This window comes from Paenibacillus phytorum (genome assembly GCF_013141715.1).
Lineage (GTDB): Bacteria > Bacillota > Bacilli > Paenibacillales > NBRC-103111 > Paenibacillus_E > Paenibacillus_E phytorum.
The window spans coordinates 61,301-85,759 of the sequence record NZ_WHOA01000197.1 but is presented as its reverse complement, the minus strand read 5'-3'; the positions used below and the strand labels follow the sequence as shown (position 1 = coordinate 85,759).

The 24,459-nt window shown below is 47.8% G+C and carries 17 protein-coding genes; 2 read left to right on the top strand and 15 right to left on the bottom strand.

What is annotated here, in order from left to right:
• Positions 1-158: 158 nt before the first annotated feature.
• From GC098_RS27815 to GC098_RS27770, 10 genes are all read right to left on the bottom strand, one after another.
• Positions 159-2,195 carry a peptidase C14 gene (locus GC098_RS27815; protein WP_171646449.1) on the bottom strand — a complete coding sequence of 679 codons (2,037 nt, stop codon included), beginning with the start codon at positions 2,193-2,195 and terminating at the stop codon, positions 159-161.
• A 427-nt stretch (positions 2,196-2,622) separates the two neighbouring features.
• Positions 2,623-4,350 carry an IlvD/Edd family dehydratase gene (locus GC098_RS27810; RefSeq protein WP_171646448.1) on the bottom strand — a complete coding sequence of 576 codons (1,728 nt, stop codon included), beginning with the start codon at positions 4,348-4,350 and terminating at the stop codon, positions 2,623-2,625.
• A gap of 36 nt (positions 4,351-4,386) precedes the next feature.
• Complete coding sequence (locus tag GC098_RS27805) at positions 4,387-5,163, bottom strand: SDR family NAD(P)-dependent oxidoreductase (RefSeq protein ID WP_171646447.1); 777 nt, start codon at positions 5,161-5,163, stop codon at positions 4,387-4,389.
• Between the two features lie 272 nt (positions 5,164-5,435).
• On the bottom strand, positions 5,436-7,037 hold the full coding sequence (locus GC098_RS27800) for a type 2 periplasmic-binding domain-containing protein (protein ID WP_171646446.1): 1,602 nt from the start codon (positions 7,035-7,037) through the stop codon (positions 5,436-5,438).
• 188 nt (positions 7,038-7,225) lie between these two features.
• Positions 7,226-8,113 carry a carbohydrate ABC transporter permease gene (locus GC098_RS27795; protein WP_171646445.1) on the bottom strand — a complete coding sequence of 296 codons (888 nt, stop codon included), beginning with the start codon at positions 8,111-8,113 and terminating at the stop codon, positions 7,226-7,228.
• Positions 8,114-8,126: 13 nt separating this feature from the next.
• Positions 8,127-9,086 (bottom strand): ABC transporter permease, encoded by a 960-nt coding sequence (locus GC098_RS27790; RefSeq protein WP_171646444.1) that lies wholly within the window; start codon positions 9,084-9,086, stop codon positions 8,127-8,129.
• A 14-nt stretch (positions 9,087-9,100) separates the two neighbouring features.
• The gene (locus tag GC098_RS27785) at positions 9,101-10,129 is read right to left on the bottom strand and encodes a zinc-dependent alcohol dehydrogenase (RefSeq protein WP_171646443.1); all 1,029 of its coding nucleotides are present in this window, start codon (positions 10,127-10,129) and stop codon (positions 9,101-9,103) included.
• Positions 10,130-10,398: 269 nt separating this feature from the next.
• Positions 10,399-12,513, bottom strand: a complete 2,115-nt coding sequence (locus tag GC098_RS27780; RefSeq protein WP_171646442.1) for a putative phage tail protein — start codon at positions 12,511-12,513, stop codon at positions 10,399-10,401.
• Positions 12,514-12,557: 44 nt separating this feature from the next.
• Positions 12,558-13,703 (bottom strand): GNAT family N-acetyltransferase, encoded by a 1,146-nt coding sequence (locus GC098_RS27775; protein ID WP_171646441.1) that lies wholly within the window; start codon positions 13,701-13,703, stop codon positions 12,558-12,560.
• A 170-nt stretch (positions 13,704-13,873) separates the two neighbouring features.
• Positions 13,874-14,764 (bottom strand): helix-turn-helix domain-containing protein, encoded by an 891-nt coding sequence (locus GC098_RS27770; RefSeq protein WP_171646440.1) that lies wholly within the window; start codon positions 14,762-14,764, stop codon positions 13,874-13,876.
• Positions 14,765-14,904: 140 nt separating this feature from the next.
• On the opposite strand from GC098_RS27770, the gene GC098_RS27765 reads away from it, so the two are divergent.
• Together GC098_RS27765 and GC098_RS27760 are read left to right on the top strand one after the other, a co-directional pair.
• On the top strand, positions 14,905-15,915 hold the full coding sequence (locus GC098_RS27765; RefSeq protein ID WP_171646439.1) for a Gfo/Idh/MocA family protein: 1,011 nt from the start codon (positions 14,905-14,907) through the stop codon (positions 15,913-15,915).
• Complete coding sequence (locus GC098_RS27760) at positions 15,912-16,898, top strand: Gfo/Idh/MocA family protein (protein WP_171646438.1); 987 nt, start codon at positions 15,912-15,914, stop codon at positions 16,896-16,898. The genes GC098_RS27765 and GC098_RS27760 overlap by 4 nt, the downstream gene beginning before the upstream one ends.
• A gap of 82 nt (positions 16,899-16,980) precedes the next feature.
• Here GC098_RS27760 and GC098_RS27755 read toward each other — a convergent pair whose 3' ends face one another.
• The 5 genes from GC098_RS27755 to GC098_RS27735 form a co-directional block, all read right to left on the bottom strand.
• Positions 16,981-18,336, bottom strand: coding sequence for a redoxin domain-containing protein (locus tag GC098_RS27755; RefSeq protein WP_216625448.1), 1,356 nt, complete (start codon positions 18,334-18,336; stop codon positions 16,981-16,983).
• A 147-nt stretch (positions 18,337-18,483) separates the two neighbouring features.
• Positions 18,484-21,534, bottom strand: coding sequence for a glycosyl hydrolase (locus tag GC098_RS27750; protein WP_171646436.1), 3,051 nt, complete (start codon positions 21,532-21,534; stop codon positions 18,484-18,486).
• A gap of 12 nt (positions 21,535-21,546) precedes the next feature.
• Complete coding sequence (locus tag GC098_RS27745) at positions 21,547-22,548, bottom strand: glycoside hydrolase family 130 protein (RefSeq protein ID WP_171646435.1); 1,002 nt, start codon at positions 22,546-22,548, stop codon at positions 21,547-21,549.
• Between the two features lie 30 nt (positions 22,549-22,578).
• Positions 22,579-23,469, bottom strand: a complete 891-nt coding sequence (locus tag GC098_RS27740; protein WP_171646434.1) for a carbohydrate ABC transporter permease — start codon at positions 23,467-23,469, stop codon at positions 22,579-22,581.
• A gap of 17 nt (positions 23,470-23,486) precedes the next feature.
• On the bottom strand, positions 23,487-24,383 hold the full coding sequence (locus tag GC098_RS27735; protein ID WP_171646433.1) for a carbohydrate ABC transporter permease: 897 nt from the start codon (positions 24,381-24,383) through the stop codon (positions 23,487-23,489).
• Between the last annotated feature and the right edge of the window lie 76 nt (positions 24,384-24,459).

Genomic DNA, 24,459 nt, shown 5'->3' with positions numbered 1-24,459 from the left:
CCTCTTTTCCATCCGATACACTGTCAAGAACAGGAATAAATGGACGCATCCTGTATCCGCATTGATATAAGTCATTATAGCAATGTTCCACTATTGCATGTCAATGTACTTAGGATTCACGACATAACTATGCCGATATGTCGTGAATCCCGTAAAGTTTAAATCATTGAAAAATTGCCTACACTGTGTTTTACCGTTTCATTTTCTGCCGGCAGCGCTGCTCGGTTGACTCCCTCTTCCACGCAAGACGTCATGAAGAAGTACGTGCTATTTCCGAATGCACCATCCGCCACTTCATATTTACCACTCGTAAAATGGGAACCGATCGCTTTCAACTTGTTCGTCCCGCCTTGAATGTGGAAATGTCCCGTGTTCACATCCGCTGCGATACTCGTGTAGTTCCCGAAATTCCAGGTAACGACATTGGACGGATCCACGCTCTTCAGGAACGCCTTCTCACCATTCACTCCGCTAAATACGGCGCCACCGTCGATCGTGATCCACTGATCGGGCTTATTCTTCGCATTGTTGACGTCGCCAACCTTGTCCCAAGCGCCAGTGAATAAGAAGCAGCAATCCACTAGTCCGCCTCCCTGCATGATAATTTCACGGGTGCCGACCTTGACCGTGCCTCCCACCTGAGGCAAACCCTTAAACCACGTATTGATGAGTATCAGCTTATTGATACTTCCGAGGGTTACTTCCTCAACGTTGTAAAACTCACTGTTAAGGATCGTCAACTCCCCGTTGCTCGGCGTAAAACCGACCTGCGTCGTCCCCGTGCGGATCGGACGGGCGATTTCATACCCCTTCAGCATGCCGAAGGAACAGCTGTCGATGATGTTTTTCCTTTTGCCGCGGGAGGAACTCTTCGATATCGTTACCATCTCTTGTGCTGTGCAGCCCCTCATTTGCAGGCCATCCATGTTGACCCAGAATGAGCCGGAATTCGCCATTTTCACCCCGGGCTTCGTGTACGTCACTACGGCATGGCAATCTTCAAGCGTCAGGTCAGTCAACCGCTTGTGCGCGACGATCCGCGATGCGATATGCTTCTTAACCGTCACCCGCTTGGCGCTGTCCCCCCAGGTCGTGCCGCTGTTCGCAAACGACAGCAGACCGGAGTTGTTGATGTACGTTAGATCATGCTCGAATTGACCGTGCGTTACGAACGGGCCGTACTCATCGCCGTCACCATGGCAGTTCTCGACCATGCAGTAGGCCGCGCAGGTAAAGTCATTCAAATGACGCGCGTTGCTCGTATTGCAATCTCTGACATGCCCGTACAGCACGTTGATCTGCTGCGTCAAATAGCCAGTGCCACCCCAATCACGTTCTTCCGGGTTCATCAATTGACAGCGTTCCGTTACATAATGGGTGTTGTATCTCCGCATGACGACCGGCCAGAACACTTTGGTCGCCTTAATGCCAGACGCGTCACATTCGACCGCGAATTCGTACGCGACAGGGTTTGATCCGATCTGGTCCCACGTCGGGAACGGTCTGAGGCTAGTACCATTAGGCGGTACCGGTATGCCCATAAAACTCATATTCCGCACATTGCAGCGGAAGGCCGGGTTGATCTTTTTATAGGTAATCAGACGTCCTTTGTTAAGTTGCCAGCCAAGCTTATAATTGAAGCGGACGTGGGTGGCATCAAGAATCTCCGTCACTTTGATCAGGTAATCGAGCTCACGCTGCGCACCTCCGCTTGGATTGTTCTTGATTTGCGCGTGCCACCAGCTATCAACTTCGAACATCGACGAATCGGTGACTTCGAAAATATCCGAATATTCAATTAAATCTTCAGTCAGCGTTACAGTCTGCGTCACGCCGGTTACAACTCCTTGGAAAAACAGGACAGCGCCGAATGGATTGTCCAATGTGTTCAGCTCGATTCCCACGGTCGTTATGGTATGGCCGTGAAAATCAACCTCGATGTCGCTGCGATGGAACACATGGCGCTTCACGAAGTTCAGATCCGAGTGCGCTTCGACACGGTGGATCGAAAGATCGTTGATCAGCACATCCAGTGCGTCATCTGCATTCTTGCTCCCGTCGAAAATGCCGAACCAACGGAAATCCCCCACGCCGTTATGCACGACTTCAAAGCAGCCTCCTCCATTAGGAGGCTTCTGCCCCTTATCATCGTCATTTTGCTCGCGTCCCTTGCCGCCTTTAATCGGCCTGTGCACCGTGCCGCCGTTATCAGCTTTGTTGCTGCCCGCCACAAAGCGAACCAACTTGCCGCCTCCGTCGCCGTTATTGTTGTACCCGCCAACGAGCACATACAGGCCGTCCGTTAGCTGGCCGGATGGAAGGGACTTCAACTCCACCACGTTGTTGACCCGCAGCACTTGATTATCCCCGTTGCTGTTCGATTGCGCATTATCAGCCGAGGCGAACCTGGGAGCTAAGGCGCTGCCAGCCAACATAGCGCCGCCAAGTCCTATCGTTGCCAACACTTTTCGTCTACTGATGGTTTCGTTCGCCTTACCGTTCGTCAGATTCTCCTCGTTGCTTACGTTTGTCGCATTCGATTTTTCCTTTTTGTCATTTAGGAAGAACATCGTTCAACAGCTCCTTTTCGTAAGGGGGTTAGGTAAGCCCAGTACTTATTTGCTATTTGCGAAGCTCTGGCGGCAGCAGGAAGTCGAAATCGCATCCCTCGTCCGCTTGAAGCACACGCTCCAAGAACAGAAGTCCGTACCCGCGATCGTATGCAGGGGCAGGGGCCCGCCAATCCGCTTTGCGTTCACGGAGCGTCTCTTCATCTACATGAAGCTCCAACTTGCGCATGTCGATATCGAGCTCGATATCATCGCCGTTCCGCACGAGCCCAAGCGGTCCGCCAATGGCTGCTTCCGGAGCAACGTGCACAATCAAAGTGCCGTACGAAGTGCCGCTGATGCGTGCATCGGATATCCGCACCATATCGCGCACGCCGCGTTTCAGCAGCTTTTGTGGAATCGGGATTTGCCCGATTTCCGGCATTGCTGGGGCGCCTTTCGGTCCGGCATTTTTCAGCACGAGCACGCTGTTCTCATCGACATCCAAGTTCGGATCGTCGATCCGTGCGTTCAGATCGGCTGGTGATTCAAAGACGACGGCTCGGCCACGGTGCTTTTTGAGATGCGGTGAAACCGCCGTTTGCTTGATCAGCGCGCCGTTCGGGGCGAGGTTTCCGCGCAGCACGGCAATGCCTCCTTGCGGAGCAATCGGCTGCTCCAGCGGATAAATCAGTTCCCTGTCGGGGACCAGCACGCCTCGCAGGTTCTCGGTAACGCTTTGGCCGGTAACCGTCAAACAATCACCGTTCAGCAGCGACTCAATCTCCTTCATGAGCGACGGTACGCCGCCAGCTTCGAAAAACTCCTCCATCTGGTATTTCCCGGATGGACGGACGTTGAGGATAAACGGCGTCGTTGCGCTGATTTCGTCGAACCGTTCAAGCGGCAGTCGGTAGCCGAGCCGTCCCGCGATGGCTACCAAATGGATGATCGCGTTGGTCGAGCCTGCGCACGCCATCGTAACACGAATCGCGTTGTCCAGTGATTCCGGCGTAATGATGTCACGCGGACGGATGTTGCGGCGGACGAGTTCAACGATCTGTTTACCGGTCTGCTCCGACATATGGCGGCGCCTGGAATCTGGCGCAGGAATTGCCGCACAGCCCGGAAGCGCCATACCAAGCGCTTCGGCGATCGCTGCCATTGTGCTGGCCGTACCCATCACCATGCAGTGGCCGTCGCTGCGGCAAATCGCATTCTCGGCGACCGTGAGCTGCTCATCTGTGATATTGCCCGCTTTATGTTCAAGCGTGAACTGGTAACAATCTGTGCAGGCGCCAAGCGTTTGCCCGTTTAATTTGCCGTTCAGCATCGGCCCACCCGTAAGCACAATCGCAGGTATGTTGGCGCTGACAGCAGCCATAAGCTGCGCCGGTACCGTCTTGTCGCAACCGCCGATCAGCACGACGCCATCGATTGGATGGGCTTTTACCATTTCTTCCGTATCCATCGCCATCAGATTGCGCAGCAGCATTGTGGTCGGCTTCACGTAAGGCTCGCCGATCGAAATGGTCGGGAACTCCATCGGCAGACCGCCCGCCTGCCAAACACCGCGCTTGACGTATTCGGTCAGCTCCCGAAAGTGGGAGTGGCATTTGTTCAGCTCACTGAACGTGTTGCAAATGCCGATGACTGGCTTTTTCAAATCATCGTCCGTGTAGCCCATTGATTTCGTGAACGAACGGTGGATAAACCCCCAAAGTCCCGTATCGTTAAAATATTTTTCGCCTCGAAGTTTGTCTTCACCGTTTGTCCCCCGGTTGTTGTCCTGTTCTGCCATGTTCGTAAGTCCTCCCTGACTGTTGTCTCGATGTGTTTACAAATCGCTGGCATTGGCGAGATGGCCGCCGTCTACAACAAGCGTCGTGCCCGTAATGTAGGACGCCTCGTCGGATGCCAGAAACAGAAAAGTGTTCGCCACTTCCTCTATGGTTCCTAGTCGGCGCATCGGCGTACGTTCGGTAAGCGTAAGCAGCCCATCCGATTTCTCCTTCAACTCGCGGTCAAGCGGCGTATCGATGAAACCGGGGGCAACCGCATTGACGCGAATGCCATTTCCGGCCAGATCAACGGCCATCGACTGCGTAAGCAGAACAACACCGCCTTTCGATGCGTTGTAGTGAGCCAATACAGCGCTACCGGCCAAACCGTTCTTCGAGGCCATATTGACGATCGAACCCTTTAATGCACTCGCGATCATCTTCTTGGCCACCCATTGACTCAGTTGGAACGTTGCGTTCAAGTTGATGTTGATCACCTGCTGCCAACGTGACAACGGAATGTCTACAAACGGCTCGCGCGTTGCGATGCCCGCGTTGTTCACCAGAATGTCAATGCCGCCCCAGCAGTCCCACGCCGATTGTGCTGCATTATCCACCTGCTCCGGTACACTCAAATCACAGACAACCGTTGCGACCTGAGCTATTTGCCCCCGCTCTAACGCAAGTCTCCGGATCGTGTTTGCGGATACTTCAAGCTGATCCTCTCGGTAGTCAAGCAGTACAACGCTTGCCCCCTCCTGCACGAATTTATCGGCAATGCCTTGACCAATACCTCTGGCACTCCCCGTAATCAGCGCCCGTTTTCCTTGCAAACGCACGTTAAAAGCCTCCCTTCTGTTGCAGTGGGGATCATCTAAAAGACAGTCCCGCTCGTCCGTGCTGATTAAGCGCGGAAAACGCGCTTAATCAGGCACCTCCGAACAAATAGGCGCGAAAACCGCGCTTTCAGCGAGAGCTCAGCGAGCCGAAGCTCGTCAGTTGAATCTGAGAAGCCGAAAATCGACTTCTCAACAGAGCGTCAGAGTGGCGAACATGTGGATCATTGGCCACTCTGACTTTGCATGACCCGAACGACGATAGCGTACTAGTTTTCCGATTTGAACTTAATCGTTTTGCCTTTCGCCGTAGAAGCAAGCTCGGCATAGTTGTCGAAAATCGCTTTACCGCCGAATTTTGTCATGATCTCTTGGCGATATTGCGGCCAACTGGAAGCATCCTTATCTTTATACACGACTTGTACGTGCAGCTCGTTCATTCGCTTACGCATTGCGCCTAGATCCATGCCTTCCTTGACAGTGAGGGCGGTACCAACGGACGGAAGAATTTTGTACGAGTTAATTTTCTCTACGATTTTCTTATCGCGTTCGGTAATTTTCGGGTCGACGACATTAAGCCCGAATACCTCAGGTTTACGAGGCGTGAACCAGCCGTATATTTCAAGGAAGTTGTTGTTGTCGATGACGTCTTTTTTATAAGCATCTTGATTGACTTCTATCGTCTTACCGCTGCGCTTATAATGAACGCCTTCCTTGCCATATCGCGTCAGCAGAAAGCCTTCTTCGCCGGCGAGCCAGTCGAGAATTTCGATCGAGCGCTGCACTTTCGCATCGGAAGCTTTGGAGCTGATCAGGAACGGATTGCCTGGAATTGTTTCGACCCATGTGCCGGTTTTTTCCCAGGGATGGAACGGCTGCCAATCCGCGGTCGCTTGACCCGCTTGCTTCGATTTCATTTGCAGGCCTGCCGGGTTGTTGTCGAAAGCAAGGTCTCTGCCTTGACCGATCACGATGCCCGCTTTGCCTTGCGCCGCTTTGTCAAAGTGTTGGCCATATTTGTTCAGGAACCAATCTGGATCGACAACCTTCAGATCAAGCAGTTTCTTGATATCGGCAAGAACATTTTGCATGCGGATGTCGGAACGGACGTCGATGAACTGGTCGCCTTCTACGTAGGTGTCACCGACCAAGCCGTTATTCAAGAATTCCGGGAAGTCCATCGAAACACTTGCGCCGCCGCCTGCCGCTGTAAAACCGTATGTGTCGTTTTTGCCGTTGCCGTCCGGATCGTTGAACGTGAAGGCTTTCATGACGCCAACGAGTTCATCGTAGTTCGTCGGCATTTTCAGGTTAAGCTTGTCGAGCCAGTCTTTCCGAATATAGAAAGTACGGTAGTAGCTCGTTTCGTATGGAACTGGCGCACGCTTAAACGCGCTTTGCACCTGGTACGATTTCAAATTGGCTTCGGTCACCCAGCTTTTAAAGTAGTTCGGCATTTTCGCCGGTGTGACAATTCCGGTCAAGTCGCGCGCGACTCCGTCCCGAATGTAGTTGTTGGAAGGTACGCCTTCTGCGTAGAAAACGTCCGGTATGTCGCCGGAAGCGATCATTGTATTCAGCTTGTTGGTGTAGTCTTGACCGAGCGGTAAGTAATTCATTTTCAGAGTGACATTGAACTTCTCTTCGATCGCATTCTTCACGAAATCTTTATCAGCCGAAGGAAGCTGGGAACTTGCGTCCGCAATGACCATCCATTTCAGATCAAGCTTTTCCTTCTTGGCATCCGGGCTGGACGAAGCGTTTGTGTTGCCCGCTGGCGACGGAGACGCCCCTTCTTTCGCATCCGAGCATGCAGCAAGCACGAGTGTAGACGCCAATAATACGGCAGTTATTTTTGAAAACGTTTTCAAACTAATGACCTCCCTAATTCGTTTTCGAAGAATGAGAATAAAACCACCATCAAGCACAATTACTTACGTCAGTAAATTAATTCCAATCGTTTGATCGCAAACCGCTGCAGATCCTTCCCCCAACTTGTCACCTCCCCATTCAAATAAGCGGTTTTCAAAACTGCCCTACGGTAAAGCCGCTGCCGGGCTTACCCTTTGACGGCACCCAGCAGCATGCCCTTTACGAAATATTTTTGCAGGAACGGATAAATGATCAGAACCGGTACGATCGCTACCACAACGGTCGCCATCTTGATCGTCTCCGGTGGCATGGTGTTCAGCGATGATTGCGGAACCGCAAGCTCCTGGCTGATGGCCGGCGACACAATCATGTTGCGCAGCACGACCTGCAGCGGATACAGACTACGGTCATTCAAATACATGACCCCGCCGAAGTACGCGTTCCAGTGATTAACACCGTAAAACAGTCCGAGTGTCGCCATAATCGGCATCGAGAGCGGCAGCACGATCCGCATGAGCGTACCGATATCACTGCAGCCGTCCACCTTCGCCGCCTCTTCGATTTCGTACGGAAGACCTTCGAAGAAAGTCTTCATAATCAGAATATTAAACGATGAGACGAGACCCGGAATGATAAGCGCCCAGAGTGTATCCATCAAGCCGGTTGCCTTGACGGTCAGGTAGATCGGTATGATGCCTCCCGAGAACAGCATGGTGAACACGATGCCCATCAGAACGATGTTGCGCCCTGGCAGAAATTTCTTCGATAACGGATACGCCAGCATCGTCGTAATCGCCAGATTGCACGCCGTGCCGACGACCGTGATAAATATCGTCACTTGAAGCGCTTTGGGAACAGTATTACTGGAAAAAATCGTGTTGAACGCATCGAACGTGACGGCATGCGGTAAAATGATAAAACCGCCGTTCTTGAGTACTTCCGTATAAGGCGTGATCGACATGACGAAAACAAAATAGATCGGAAACAGTGTCGCCAAACAGAAAAGTGCGAGCACAGTATAAAGAACGGCATCCACGATGCGGTCTGATTTGGTTTTCTTGAGTATGAATGGCATAACGATGCCTCCTTTACCAGATGCCGGACCCGCCGACTTTTTTGGCCAGTTTGTTCGCTCCAATAACGAGTACCAGACCGATCACTGATTTGAACACGCCCATGGCCGCAGGAACACTGAATTCCATTTGCTCAATACCACGACGGAAAATCCAGGTGTCCAGAATGTCACCAACATCGTAAACACGAGCGTTCAGGAAAATGTATACTTGCTCGAAGCCAGCATCCATAATATGCCCGATCCGCAAGATCAGCAGTAAAATGAACACTTCACGAATACCTGGCAGCGTAATATGCCACATCTGCCGCCAACGACCAGCGCCATCAACAACGGCCGCTTCATATAATTCGTGGTTGATGGAGGCCAGCGCCGCCAAATAGATGATAGCGCCAAAACCGGTGCTTTTCCAAATATCCGACGTGACTAGCAGCGAACGGAAATATTCCGAGTTGACAAGCACGTCCAGTTCGCCCCAACCCATATCACGAAAGAATGTAGTAACCAACCCCGCTCCTGGTGCAAAGAAAGAAAATACAAGACCGTACACAATAATCCACGATAAGAAGTGAGGCCCATAGGTGATCGTCTGCACGACCCTTTTAAACCATGGTGCACGAATCTCATTAAGTATAAGAGCCAGCATAACGTCAGGAAGCATGTTGAACAAAATGCGGTACACGCTGATCAGGATCGTATTCCGCATCAGACTCGGAAATTCCGGCGACGAGAATATCATCCGAAAGTTGTCGAACCCAACCCATTCACTTCCCCATAATCCCTTCATCAGGTTATACTTCTTAAACGCGATTACAAGTCCGAACATCGGCACATAGTGATAAATGATGTAATAGGCGATTCCCGGAACCATAAGTAAATACAGCCATTTATAGCGGAGAAATGTTTTCCAAAAATGAGTGCTCATCCGTTTCTTTACGGTGTGGTCCTCGGAAATCGCATTAACGTTTGCTCGCATTTCCCATCACCCCTTCATAGTTTGTCAAAGGAATCCGATAGTTGAGCGGGGTCTGGTTTGGCGTATCGAACGACAATCCCCATTGAATTCTGCGGCTTTTCTAGGCAGCTTTGATACATGGAGGGCAAGTCGTCGAGTGCACATTCATTGGTGATGAGCGATTGAATATCAATTCGCTTCTGCGCCATCAAACGTAAGAACTCCCCCATATTTCTGCCCTCCGTCCAACGAACGTAGCCTATCGGGTAATCGACCCCTCGCTGCTCATAGGTATCCTCATAGCGTCCCGGGCCGCCCGCACGTGAGATATGTACACTAGCTTCTTTCATAAAAAGCAGATCCCGATCGAATTCCGTTCCCGTGTCCCCGACAATCACCACGCGACCTCGGTCACGCAGCCAACCAATCGCATCATCCATCATACTGTACTTCCGGTTACTCGCACAGAGCATGACGGCATCCGCACCTATAATGGAAGGATCAGATTCAACAACCCTCTGAAGTTCATCTCGTGAGCGGCAGGCTATTGCCCCGATTGCTTCGAGTGTGCGGCACCGTTCCTCCATCAGCTCTAAACCAATCACCTTGTAGGACGCTGCATGCGCGATTCGGGCGATCACCTGCCCTAGTATGCCAAGCCCCGCTATGATAATCGTTTCCCCGAAGCTCAGTTCAGCTTGACGCAGGGCATGAATCGCAATCGCGCCGATACCGACAAATGCGGCTTCCTGCTGTGTGACGCCTTCCGGTATCGGCGCTACCAAATACTTCGGTACGAGCAGAAACTCTCGGTGGGCAGGCACTCCATAACAAGCGACTCGTTGTCCGGGAACGACATGAGTCACCCCTTCCCCAACCTCCATGACAATGCCGCTTGCGCTGTAGCCCAAATTTGCATCCCCATTATTTTGTATCATCATCAGCTCGGTACCTACGCTCACGACAGAATAATCCGTTCTCACTTTGACGAATTGAGGTATCATTTCCGGGTTCGGAAGTTCCAATAATTGTGCTGACCCGTTTATGCCTTTTACTGCTTTCATTATGTCTACCTCTTTCTGGTTTGTATCTGATTTAATAAATGCACTAGTAAGAACATCAATTGCCTTTTGTGATTTGTTTCTGATTTATTTTTATTATAAATAACCCATATGTTTATTGTCAATCAATTTTTTAGACTGAAATCGCTTTCAATGTTAGGTTATCTAACTTTATTTCAGATTTCCCAACGTTATGTTATTTTATTTAACATGAACATCACAAAGAAGCCTGCCTAATGAAAGACAGACTCCAACAATTATTATAATGGTTATTAGGAAATGATCATGTTTCCTGCTTTGTGTTTCAATATATCACTTTCAACTGGGAGAGAGGTCCGGTCGACACCTTCTTCGATGCAGGCCATCATGAGCAAATACGAGCCATTGCCAAACGATCCATCCGCAACTTCATACTTCCCGCCCGAAAAGCGTGAGCCAATCGCTCTCATTTTATTGCATCCGCCTTGGATGCTAAAGTGTGCCGTTTCAGCATCAGATGCCGTGCTGTTGCAATCGCCGAAGATCCACGTCACGTTCCCCCTCGTATTCCCGCTCTTTACAAACGCTTTCTCAGCATTCGTTCCGCTGAACAACACGCCGCCATCTACCGTAATAGACTGGTCATTCGTTCCCCTCACATCCGGATCAAATACGCCCACCAGCTTGATGCCGCAATTGTCGAAACCGCCGCCCTGAATGATTACCTCAGCACTCCCGACATGAATCGGGCTTACTTCTGGTGAAGCTCCTTTAAACCATGTGTTAATCAACACCAGACGGTTTATGCTGCCGATCGTATTATTATCTACGTTGTGAAAATGGCAATTTTGCATGACGAAATCCGTTATGACTGGACGAAAGCCAGCATGGGTGATTCCGGGAAGCCGAGCGATCTCAGCATCCTTCGTCAATCCAAAAGAACAACCGTCAGCGAGATTACCTCGCTTCGATCGAGATGAGCTCTGCGAGAGAGTAAGCATCGTGTCAGCCGTGCAACCCCTCATTTGCAAGCCATCCGCATTGGCCCAAATTGTGCCAGAATCGACCAATCCTTCTTTCCAGACAGCATGAACATCCTCCAGCGTCAAATCGGTAATTCGCTTATGAGCAACCACTCGCGAAGCAACGTGCTTTTTGACAGTGATCCGTTTAGCACTATCTCCCCATGTCGTACCGCTGTTGGCAAACGACAGCAAACCCGAATTGCCGATATACATGAGGTCATGCTCGTATTGACCGTGTGTGACGAACGAACCGTGTTCATCGCCATCACCGTGACAGTTCTCAACCATGCAGTAAGCGGCACATGTGAAATCGTTCAAATGACGCGCGTTGCTTGTATGGCAATCGCGGACATGTCCGTACAGCACGTTCAACTGCTGCGTCAGGTAACCGGTGCCGCCCCAAATCACTTCCTCGGGGTTGATTAACCTACAGCGCTCCGTTACATAATGCGTGCAGTAACGCCGCTCGATGACAGGCCAGAACACCTTCGTCGCTTTGACATCGAAGACGTTACACTCTACGGCGAATTCGTAAGCGATCGGATGTGAACCTATTTGGTCCCAGTTATCAAATGGTTTTTCGCTTGTAGAACCATTATCGGGAACCGAGACACCGATAAAATTCATATTCCGCACATGGCTGCGGAAGACAGGATTCATCTTCTTGAAAGTGATCTCCCGCCCAGCGGCAAGTGTCCAGCCGAGCTTATAGTTAACACGGATATGGCTGCCGTTAATTATTTCCGTGACTTCCAACATATAATCCAGTTCACGCTGCGCATTGCCTTCTGGGTTGTTCTTAACTCTGGCCATCCACCAGTCGCCCACCTCAAAGGCTGACGAATCGAACACTTCCAGCACATCCGTTTGCTCCGGAAGCTCTGTAGAAAGAGTAAGGGTTTGCACTTCCCCAGACGCCTTCCCTTGGAAGAAAATAACGGCCCCGAATGGATTGCTTTTCGTATTTAACTCGATGCCTTCCGTTGTGACGTTATGTCCGTAAAAATTGAGCTCGATGTTGCTTCGATCGTACGTATGCCGTCTGACAAAGTTAAGATCCGTATGCGCCTCGATCAAGTGAATCGAAGAATCGTTCACCATCGCGTCCATCGCGTCGTCCGCATTCTTTGTCGCATCCAGAATACCGAACCATCGGAAATCACCTACTCCGTTATGGACCGTTTCCCATCGACCGCTGCTTCCGATATGAGGATCATGAATCGTCCCACCGTTGTCGGCTTTGGTGCTGCAAGCCATCCAGCGAACAAGCTTGCCGCCACCGTCACCTTTTTGATAATAACCATCTACATACACAAGCTGTCCATCATCATTAGGATTGGGTTTATACGCTAGCAGTTCTTCCAAGTTTGATAGTTGGATCATTTCATGGCCTCCGATTACTACACTTTGCTTTCCAAACGAATGACTTAAACAAAATTCAACCCTCCTGCATGTGGAAACGGAACGGGAAACAGCTTGCCTAACAGGTCTTCTAACGGCTTGGGAACGTTAAGCTCAGCTTCCGGATCGAACAATAACGCAACAAGCTCCTCCCCGTTCAAGATTGCCGTTTCCTCACCGTCCATCAGGAGAATGACCCCTCCGTCAGACGATCTTCGAAGGCTTAATCTGGATGCGGCCGCAGAGGATTTCTCGGACAAATAAGGCAATAGTTCGCTGTACAACCGCTCCGGATTAACGATATGGATGGTTCCATGGTTCCTCATCATCTTGTTCGGGAAATCCGCCAGTACACTCAGCAGCTCGGTTTCATACCACATAACTGGGACTTCAAGGCAGTCCAGTTTCTGCTCACGTAAAGCATGATGGAGAACAGACGCTAATGCTTCTGCACTGCCGCCCCATTCTACAACAAAGGGGGCTTCTCTTTTTACATCTGCACCCTGCATGGGTACCGCAATGATAGCGTAGGCAGCAATACCGTCAGATTCGAACGCTGCAAACACAGCATGCTGCATATGACAACAGCTGGCGATGGCTTCACTATCGATCAAGCCTGCAAGCTCTGTCACCCCTTGCTCATACCTCACTGTACGTTTGGAAGCAGTATCATGAAGTCGAAACCAATCTTCTGAACCAATACGCCGAATGGCAATGCCGGGACTGGCAGTGAACGACGAAAGCTTCTCATGACTAGCAGATAGAATGAAGCGTGTACCTCTGCCAAAATAATGGCAGCCATTACGCATATAGAGCGAACGGTCTCCCGAAACCAGCAGCATACTTGATCCGATGCGATCGGCTTGTGCTAATACCTCGTGCAGCATATTAGAAGCAATTTTCATTCCTCTATAGCTCGGGTTTGTGCATACGGAGCCAAGTGATAGCACGCTCAGTTTAACGGCTTCGATACGTATGACAGAGGGAACAAGCCCCATGAAAGCGACAAGCTCCTCACCCTCAAATGCGCCTAATGACTGTTGGAGACGTGCGTCGAACGCAGCCGGGAACGCTTTCAACATCGAAACTTGCTCAGCATCACGAAACGTCTCATCTGAAAGACGAACAGCCTGTTCCATTTCGTTTGTATTCACTTTACGAATCTCAATCATGGAATTTCCTCCTTGCGATCTGATAGCCCTCTTATCATCTGATTTCATTCTGATTCATTATCACTCTAAAACTATTCAATTTTTATGACTTCTAGTTTGTTTCAGGTTTGTTTTATGTAAATAATTAATCAATTCCTGGCGGTTGTCAACCTTTTATTTGAACCATAGACTTATTTGATTTGGCTGTCCACACTCATTTTTCGAAGATATTGTTTAGGTGTACATCCGTTGAATCGTTTAAACAACTCATAGAAATGGGCCATATTCTCTATCCCAACAGACTCGGCAATTTCGTTCACACTACGGTTTTCGGTAACGAGCAGCCGTTCCGCTTTAGAAATACGCTTTTGATTAACGTAATCGGTAAACGATGATCCCATCTTTTTTTTGAAATATTTCGAGAAATAAGAGTAACTCATACCGGCGATTTGGCTCACCGCCCCCATTTCTATTTTCTCAGTCAAATGGTCGTCCACAAAAGCTACAAGCGACCGAATGATATCGCTATCTGCATCCACATTGACATGCGTCGTTAACAACTCCCGGTTGTCATGGCGAAGCAGCATCAAGAGCAGATGCTTGATATGCATGCTGACTGCGATCTCATAGCCTTTATTTTTCCCCATAACCTCACTATGTGTATCCGTGATAATCATGCCAATTTCCTTCTTCACCTTTTCGTTTTCCCTAAAAATGTAATTCAGCTCTTCTAAAGGATGAAGTATTTCTAAAAAATGTCGGTAATACATCATCATAGCCGGATCGAAATAAGGTTGTAGGTCTATGTGCAGCACGATGTAGACGAGATCCTTATCGCCGATTTTTCGTCCTCTGTGCAATTGGGAAGAACCGATAACTACCACATCCCCGGCATTAAGCGAGTAGACGTGATTAGGCGTCTGAATTTCGTGAGTCCCTTCTTCAACCAAAATGAACTCAACCTCTTTATGGTAATGCCAAGGATTCACGTCTTTCTGTTCTTTTCCCGACTGGGTAAATCTCCACACTTTCATACATAACGACGCGTTTTGATAGGGGATCGGCTCTTTAAAAATGTCCATAAATTTCAATCACCGCACTTTCAATCAGCACTAATATGGATATAAAAAGAATAAATGTCCGCATATACGGTAACCAGTAATACGCATATGATATAACTTAGTTAGAAGTAATTATACATCAAAGTGAGGAGTGAGTTTGCATGAAAGTAGCCATTATTGGTTGCGGGGGGATGGGAAATGTACACGCCCTCAGTTACGTTAACATGCCAGATGTGGAGCTGGTAGGCGTCTGCGATACGGATTTCAAACTAGCGCAAGAACTTTCCACGAAAACAGGGGCACGTGCGTTTTCTTCCTTTGAAGCCATGCTGGGAGAGACTGATTTCGATGTCGTCAGTGTGACATTGCCAAGCTTCTTACATAAAGAATATACGTTGAAAGCAGCAGAAGCCGGTAAACATGTGATTTGTGAAAAACCGCTTGCGCTTAATTTAGAAGATGCAGAAGCTATGATTCAATGCTGCGAACAAAATGGCGTTCGTCTTTTTGTCGGACACGTTGTTCGTTTTTTCCCCGAATATGTGCAAATGAAACAAGCCATTGATGAGGGGAAATTAGGCCGAGTCGGCGTAGCTCATGCCAAACGGATAGGCTCACATCCTGGGAATCTCAGACCTTGGTTCTACGATATGGATAAAAGCGGCGGCGTCATTGCCGATCTCATGATACACGATATTGACTTTTTTCGCTGGGCGATCGGTGAAGTTAAGTCGGTATATGGCTTGAATCAACGTGTAAATGACATCGACTACGCGCTGGTCACTCTTCTTTTTGAGAACGGAGCAGTTGCCAATCTGGAAGCATTTTGGGGATATCATGGCCCCTTCCAAACTGCCGTGGAAATTGCGGGGAGCAAAGGCATAATACGCGGCGACAGCCAAAAAAGCAGTTCTCTGCAAATCTGCAAAGCCCCTTCCGATTCAGATGACAGACGTTTCGCCGAAGTTCCGCAAAGCCCAGGATTCTCTAGCCCCTATGACTTGGAGATAGCTCATTTCATTCAATGCATTCGAGATGGAAGCGAATCCATCGTAACGGCTAATGATGCTTATAAAGCATTGGAAATTACCATGGCTGCGCTGGAATCGGTACGGACAGGGAAGTCTGTGGGGCTGCAGCTAAGCTCAAAGCTCGGGGAGGAGACAGCATGAAGAAATTAAAAGTAGGTATGATCAGTTTTGCGCACGGCCATGCATACTCTTATTTGAATTCGCTCAGGGCCATGTCGAATGTCGAAATCACCGGTATCGCTGACGAGATCAAAAGCCGCGTAGAAGATGTAACGACCAATTATGGACTGCCCTATTATGAAAATTATGAGGATTTGCTCGCCACAGATCTTGACGCCGTTGTCATTTGCTCGGAAAATGCCCGTCACGCAGAGATAACGATAGCGGCTGCTAGATCCGGCAAGCATGTGCTTTGTGAAAAGCCGCTTGGCATCTCCGTTTCCGAAATGGAAGCTATGATTTCCGCCTGTAAAGAAAACGGCGTTCAGCTTATGACTGCTTTTCCATGCCGGTATTTGGCTTCGGTTATTAAAGCGAAGGAAGCGGTCGAACAGGGAGAGATCGGCGATATCATTGCCATTAAGGGAACAAATCGTGGCTCGCTTCCGTCAGGTTGGTTCCTCCAATCGGAGTTATCCGGTGGCGGAGCCTTGTTGGATCATACCGTACACGTCATGGACTTGATGAACTGGATTACCAAATCCGAAGTGAAAGAAGTATACGCGTATTCAGCCACTTTATTTAACGAAAACCTGGATATCGATGATACTGGCATGATTCATGTCAAGTTTGCCAATGGCGTATTTGGCGTCTTAGATACAAGCTGGTCACGGAACGCGTCGTTCCCTACCTGGGGAGACGTGACTATGACGATCATCGGTACGAAAGGAACCATTTCCATCGATGGTTTTGCTCAAAAAAACGAGCTATATAGTATGGAAAATGGAAAAGGCGTATGGAATTTCTGGGGTGACTCCATGGATGATTACTTGGTGAGATCATTCGTTCATGCGCTGCTGAATGGTGAACAGGTGCCGATCACCGGGGAAGATGGATTACGTTCAACCGTTGTCGCTTTAGCGGGTTACAAATCCGTGGAACTGGGGCAACCCGTTTTGTTATAAGGTCCAAATGGTAAAAAAACACCTTTTCAAAATACGCTAGAATGCGTACATGAAAAGGTGTTTTCAGTTACTCTGGAGATCATTATTTCGACTTTTTCGTTCTCTCATCCAAAGCATTCAATTGATCCACATGATAGTGCATATCCTGTAAGATTTCACTTACTTCACTATTTATCGTCGTTTCAACTTCCCCAATTTTACTCAGATCAATTTGCGCTTGGTGCTGGCTATCCTTGATGTGGTTCAGTTCGGCACCTAGCTGCAGCGTGTCATTGGCAATCACTTTAACTCCATCCGATATGGTAAGGATATGGGCTGAGTTTACGGAAATTCGCTCTCTAACCGTATCCATCGTTTCTTCAAACGTAGAGAAAGACGAAAAGCTTTCATTAATTTTCTCATCAATCGCTTGCAGCTGCGCTGTGATGTTACCTGCCGACTCCTCCGTTCCATGAGCCAGTTTGCTCACTTCCTGGGCAACAACGGCGAAGCCTTTCCCATGCTCACCTGCACGAGCTGCTTCAATGGATGCATTTAGCGCTAGAATTTTGGTCTGTCGGGAAATTTTGGAGATGACCTCACTCATCTCATTAACGACAAGGGTCATACTAATTAATTCATCCATCAATCCACGTGTTGTTTGAATGTTATGACTTAATTGTTGATTCAACTGTTGAATATCCGTGAATTCATCGGATGTTGTGTTCAGTTGATGACTATATTGGTTTAATTCCCCAGCCTTTTTCTCATAAACGCTCACAAACTCCTCTAATTGCTCATAATTACCTAGAGAAGATTTCTTAAGTCCTTCAATATTATGTAGATTCTCCTCTATACTCTTCGTCACATAGGCAGCTGAAGTATTCACGTGCTGAAGGGTGGATTTCATATTCGCTAAGAAAACCGGAAGCTCCTCTTGAATCGAGTTACCATGGTCAGAGACAATAGAAAGGGTATCTATCACTTCTAAAATCTCCTTCGCAGATGGTCGATCCGCTTGGTTCTCACCAATATAGGAATAGCGAATGGTTTGATGTTCATCAATAATATAAGTGCTTGGAATCGCAATTCGGAATGAGTCCCATTTAATTGGCGTAAAAACTTCATAAGACTTTATGATTTCTCTCGTTTCGTCCGAAAGAATGGGGAATTTGATGCCGTTCGCGTTAACATAATCTTTGATGTTGGCTAGCTTTTGTCCAGCGATAGCAATGAGATTTACGCCCTTTTCCAAAAATCGTTCATAAAACTCATTTAACTCTGGCATCTGTTTCTGGCAATTGTGGCACCATGTTCCACGCAAGAAAATAATAACTAACGGCTTGCCCTTGAAATCTTCTAGTCCCTTCATACCTTGTGTAGAATCTAGTCGAAATGGTGCTGCTTTCTTCCCTATAGATAAACCTTTCTTAGCCATGCTGCCACCCCAATTTAACATTATATTCGTAAATAGCTTCCTTCAGTCTAGCCGAAAATCAGAGGGATTGCTACCTTATTTTGGACAAAAATTTTAAAAATCCGACAAAAAATGACCCACTTCTAGGCCATCAGCCTTAGCAGGTCATTTCGCACATATTACTTTTATTTATTTCAGTTCAATACACGGCGAAGCATCTAAACCGAATCGAACGAACGTGTATCGGTCCGTGTAAATAGACGTATTCTTGTCTATATCACTATCAGTCCAACCGGGCTTATCTTTAAAGCTGTCAGGTCCTACTTTATAGAGCTCGCCTTTTATGTGATGATGTGGTCCAAGCAGATTTCGACAGCTGTTTGCCATTTCTACCTCGATCCAATTATCGCCTTTACGTAGAAATGAAGTGATGTCTGCCTCATAAGGCTCCCAGAGGAACGTTCGAACCTCTTGACCGTTAATAAACAACCGACTGACAATGGTATCTGGTGGTGTGGAAAAGCTCCATTTTGCCTCCATCCAATCGTTTCTATCGATATATACCTTTTGCTGCATATGAATTTTACCGCTATAGAAGGGAAATCCTTGACTGACAAGATCCCCAGTATGCACGGAAACAGGAAGTTCCGTAAGGACAAACGGCCCCATCGTATGAACCGCTTGACGCTCTCCGTTCAGGTACGGCGAACTTGACTCTACACCGAAAGACCCAATGATGTAGATATTCTCGATTTCTGTTTCAAACGTCAACTTGTTTCCTTCCGATTCAAACTGTCGCGCATGCTCAATTGCTGCGTAAGTCTGAGAAGAGTTGTAGAAATAAGATTGAAGGCGAATTCGATTTACTCCTGGAACGATCAAGCCGCTAATATCAACTTTTTGGAAAGAAATATCTCGCCACCAGCCACAGCTTTTTGATTCCACCTGACGCCCGTTCACTTCGATTTTGATATCTTCCGGCTTCTCCAAGACCACATATAATTCGCGTGAAAGATCAACATCAAACGCAACCTGGAATTCGAACTCTAGTTCAATATGAACAGGTCGACCAAAAGCTAAAAGCAGCTCTTGAATGAAAACCACGGGCAGTGGTCCTGACCAATCTCCATCTTCAACACGTAAACGGCATGTATCCAGCGTTAAACTGTTTTCCTCAATATTAGAAATCTTCCAAGTATGATCTAAAAGGATTTTCGATTCTGGTTGCCAAGAAGTCGCTCTATTTATATCAAACATCTCTTCACTTTGTGCTGCTTCTTCAGGCACAATCTTCACAACATAGGACTGCCCCGGGTGAATGGTCAATGGAATACGTACGCCACAATCGGTATCTTCCTGTTCGATAGGTGTAACCCCGCCTGTTTCCAGATCAATTAAGGATACTCTTCCTTTTCGAAACAACTCTACCTGTATGGACTCATAGCGTTCCTTACCGGAATTTACTATGTAATACATAATCGCGCCGTCCAATGCTAATGTCTGAACATTCATTGTATCCTCGGTTATAGCTTCTCCGGCACGATCCAACATGCGGATTGACGGGGATACAGTGCTTGACAAGGCGTTTAGCAGCGCTTTTGAATTCCATTCGGGTTTGAGCGCGCTCTCAATTAGCTGATCTAACTCCTTATCCAGTTGTCCATTAATAAGCGTCGGAAATGGCGCAAATGCAACAAGACAACCGCCTTGAAGAACGAATTGCTTCAACAAATCAACCGTAACGCGGTTTAACGTTACACTTGGCGGAATGATGACAACGCGATAGGCCGCTTCGCCAATAATAAAGTTGCCGTTACTGACATTACCGTGATGTTCAATAATACTTTCACTGCCGTAATCGTGCTCTACGAATGTTTGGCACATCCAACGGGAAAGCTGGGTAAAAGCCTTATGATAAGGTTCGATTTCTGAAGAATCCTCACCACATTGTTGAACCCAAGCAGACCGGATCGGGTGCAGAAGCAATACTTCGGTCTGACGAGTTCCTTCAGAAAGCAACATCGATAACCTCGCGAAGTAATCATTAAAACCTTTATAATCCTCCCACCAAGGCTGCTGATAAAATAGAGAAGGCGGATAGTCACGTTTTCGTAAGCCTCTTAAGGTATATCCCTGCAAATGCTGACACATCAAATTAATACCGTGGACAAATTGCCACTCGCCTATTCGCTTAAGGTCCTCAAAGCTGACATTCCAGCCTGAACACCCGAAGCTTTCCGTAATAGTCTGCTTTTTTCCAAGTTGATGGGCTACCGAGCCTACCTGTTTAGGAACAATAGGCTCTTCGCTAATAAATCGACCTAACCAATCACAACCCGGAATTTGTAAATACTCATAAAAAGCCATTGGATCCCCGACTGATGTCACTTGATGCATGAGTACTTGTTCATCTACAACGTGACCTGTTGCCGACCATCCCTTGCTAGCACACCAGTCCCCAATTTGTTTCGCGTAGCTTTGAGTGAACAGCGTGGTTACGCATTCCCAATAGTCATATCTTGCTTTACTGGAGCCTTCGACATCCATAAACAAAGCGGGAAGAGCTTCCTTCAGGTCATAGCCATATCTGGACTCAAAAGCTTGCTCCAAATCAAACGACCAGGGCAATTGCCCGCGAGCAAACTGCGGTTCGTCCGTAAACACACCTTTCAGATCGTCTCCGAACTCTCCGCCGAAGCGTTCCCAGTAGGCCTCGTAGGTCGTTTCAATGAAAGCACGAACGGTTTCCATACTTAGCGTATCGATATAATATGGATTTACTTCATAGAAAAACCTTAAATCTGCGCTGCTCTCATCTTCACATGATAGTAAACGATAGCCATGTTCTGATTTGGCATAGAAACCGATCGTTCTCTCAGCCGGGCTCTGAAAAGGGGCTTGCTCATAGGCCAGTCTTTTTTGCTGGTAAGCGATCCCCATTGCTGGAACTTTACCATCTGCGAAGCCGCTCGGCCATCCATTTTCATCATATAACAATGGGGTCATACCGAGCTCTTTGCTTTTCTCGATACAAGTCCGCACAGCTGACATCCACTCCTCACCCATATATGGAGTAAGGAGTCCTCCTCTGGCATGCATAAAAAATCCACCTATTCCGGCTTTATGCATTTCCTCGATCTGTCGTTCCAACTCCTCCGTTTCCAATTTATCATTCCATGACCATAACGGCACAGATCGATATTGGATAGGAGGATTATGAAGTTTATCCCAAATATTCATCTCACCTTCACCTCATGCTTTCAAGCATAATTGAACAAGATCATCCACATGTGCTGTAGCCAAACAGACCACCGCATCAGCAGCGCCATAATAGATTTTCACTTCTCCTGATGGCTCCAAAATCATGCCTCCAGGGAAAATGACATCGTTACGGAATCCGCCGTCGATCTCATAGCTGGCTTCCGGCGCAAGCAAGGGCTCTTGATACATGCCGATTACTTTTTTCGGATTGTGGAGATCGAGCAGCATGAGACCTGCTGTATACCTTTTTTTCCAAGTAGGTTCCCAGCCGTTCTTCCCTCTTGTCTGATCTATATCCACCGCATGAAACGTGGTCAGCCAGCCTTTTTCTGTTTTTATAGGAGGAGCGGCAGGCCCGATTTTATCATTGGCGAAGGGAACATGCTCAACCGCCAGCAGAAGATCGGAATTGCCCCAATATTTCAAATCCGGAGAATCGGAGATCCATGTGTCAAATCGATCTGCCCCTCCACGGCTGTATACGGTAAAAGGCCTTTCCAAACGAACGTATTTGCCGCCGATTTTCTCTGGGAACAGCACCATATTGCGAAGATCCGGAGTCGATAAACTGAGTACTTCGAAGTTTTCAAAATCATCGGTAACGGCGATACCTCCGCGAATCCCATGCTGCGTATCCACAGCAAAGCACATGTAGCATCGACCGTCCATAACCGTCAATCGAGGGTCATAGGCCCGAATAATTTCTCCATCATTCATCTTAAAGCAAGGCTTCGGTCCAGCCTCCCAATGGATCCCATCACGACTGTACGCAATCCCAAGATCCGTCGTGGAATGCGGCTCAAGTGTTTGTTCACTTCTGGAACCATAATCATTGCGGAAAATCATGACATATTGACCGTTAAATTTGGTAACGCCCGCGTTAAATACAAGCGCAGTCGGGTAAGGAACCCTATCCGCGTCCATAATCGGATTAGCAGGATGACGATGAATGAATGGACTCGACTTTAAAATTCCAGGTACAGGTAAAACCATAGTAGACAACCTCCAAATGATATTTGTATTCTAGCCTTTCAGTGAACCAGCCGTCATTTGCATGAACGATTTATTCGCGATCATATACACGACGAGCAGCGGTAAGATCGATAAACAAGCTCCTGCCAGCATATAATGCGTTTGAACCGCAGCCGATGCCCCATAGCGCAGATAGGATAATCCGACGGTTAACGTTTGGAGTTTGGGATTGGTCATCGTAAATACTAACGGTCGTAAATATTCATTCCAGGCTCCACAAAAAGTAAACAGTGCCCCTACACCCAATCCCGGACGCATCAAAGGTAAAATAATTCGCCAAAATATCCCGCCGTTCGAGCAGCCGTCTATACGCGCAGCCTCATCTAATTCCCGGGAAATACCTTGTAAAAAGCTCAGTAAAATAAAGAAAATATACGCGTGGCCACTCACCAGAATGAGGACGACACCCCATAAATTTGTGTGCAGGTGGAGTTTGACCATAAGCTCAAATTGTGGCCGGATAACAACGGCGCCAATCGATATGAACATAGTAGATGCTTGAATTGCAACGAAAATGGCTTTACCGGGGAATTTAATCCGGTCAACCACATAAGCGGCCATCGATGCTACGATTAGCGTTCCGAACGTTGTTGCTCCACTTAGAAAGAGACTGTTCCATGTAAACCGAGCGAAGTTGGCTTGTACCCAGGCTTCTTTGTAATTCACGAATTGCCAGGAGGATGGAAAAATATTTCCACCTTTCGTAATCTCGATATTAGACATGAAGGAGCCAAGAAAAGTAACAACAATAGGAAACACAATCAGTAAGGCTGTTACTAGTAAAAAGATCCACAACAGTACTCTTCCGCCTATTTTCGTAAATGAAAATGGCTGGGTTTGTTTATTTATCCGTACATTCGATAACGTTTCTGTAACTTCCATTTTCCCAGCATCCTCCCTCATTGAAGTTTGTTCAGACGTCTAGACATCGCATGATAAGCTAGTGTGATGATGCCTACAATGACGGCTGTAACGAATCCAACGGCACTTCCGTAGCCGAATTGTTGGTCCACAAGTGTCCCTGATGGTGTCGGGAAGAAAAGCTTATACACGTACAAATACATCACTTCCGTCTTTCCTACCGGGCCGCCTTCGGTCAAAACCATAATGCTTTCATACCCTTTAAGCGAATTAATAATCGCCAGCATGATCACGATTTGCAGCACTGGCCCTAACATTGGAATGGTTAAGTACCAGAATTGCTGCCATTTATTTGCGCCGTCCAGCGACGAGCTTTCATACACATCGTTCGGGATATTTTGAAGACCGGCAAGGAACAGCAGCATGTAGTTGCCTACAGCACCCCATACAGCGATGATGATCGTCGTGAACAGGGCATGTTTGGGACCGAGCCAATCGATTCTTTCGGAGATGATGTGAAACTTCAGCAAATATTGATTGAGAATGCCGTTATAGGAGTTGAAAATAATGAAAAATACGACAGCCATGACAGCAGAACTAATGATCGTCGGCATGAAATAGATGGCTCTTAGCCAATTGCGGCCGCGCAGCTTTTGATTCAGAATAACGGCTAGCACCAAGCATAATGGCAAAGTAATGATTAACTTACCGCCTGCATAAATGAATGTATTCAAGACAGAGTGCCAATACTCCGTGTCCTGCCAAAGCCTCCTGAAATTATCAAATCCAATAAACGACGCTTCTCCGAACCCCTTGTAGTCATAAAACATATATCGGATAGCCCAAGCAATCGGATAGACGCCCAGCACCATGGTCAGTAGAAAACTTGGAAATAAAAATAAATATGAAAACCCGATCTGGCGTGTCCTGTTCATCCCGTTCCCTCCTGTAATATCTATACTTAGAGAGCGAGAGTGGAGTTATTCACTCCACTCTCGCGATATCAATAGC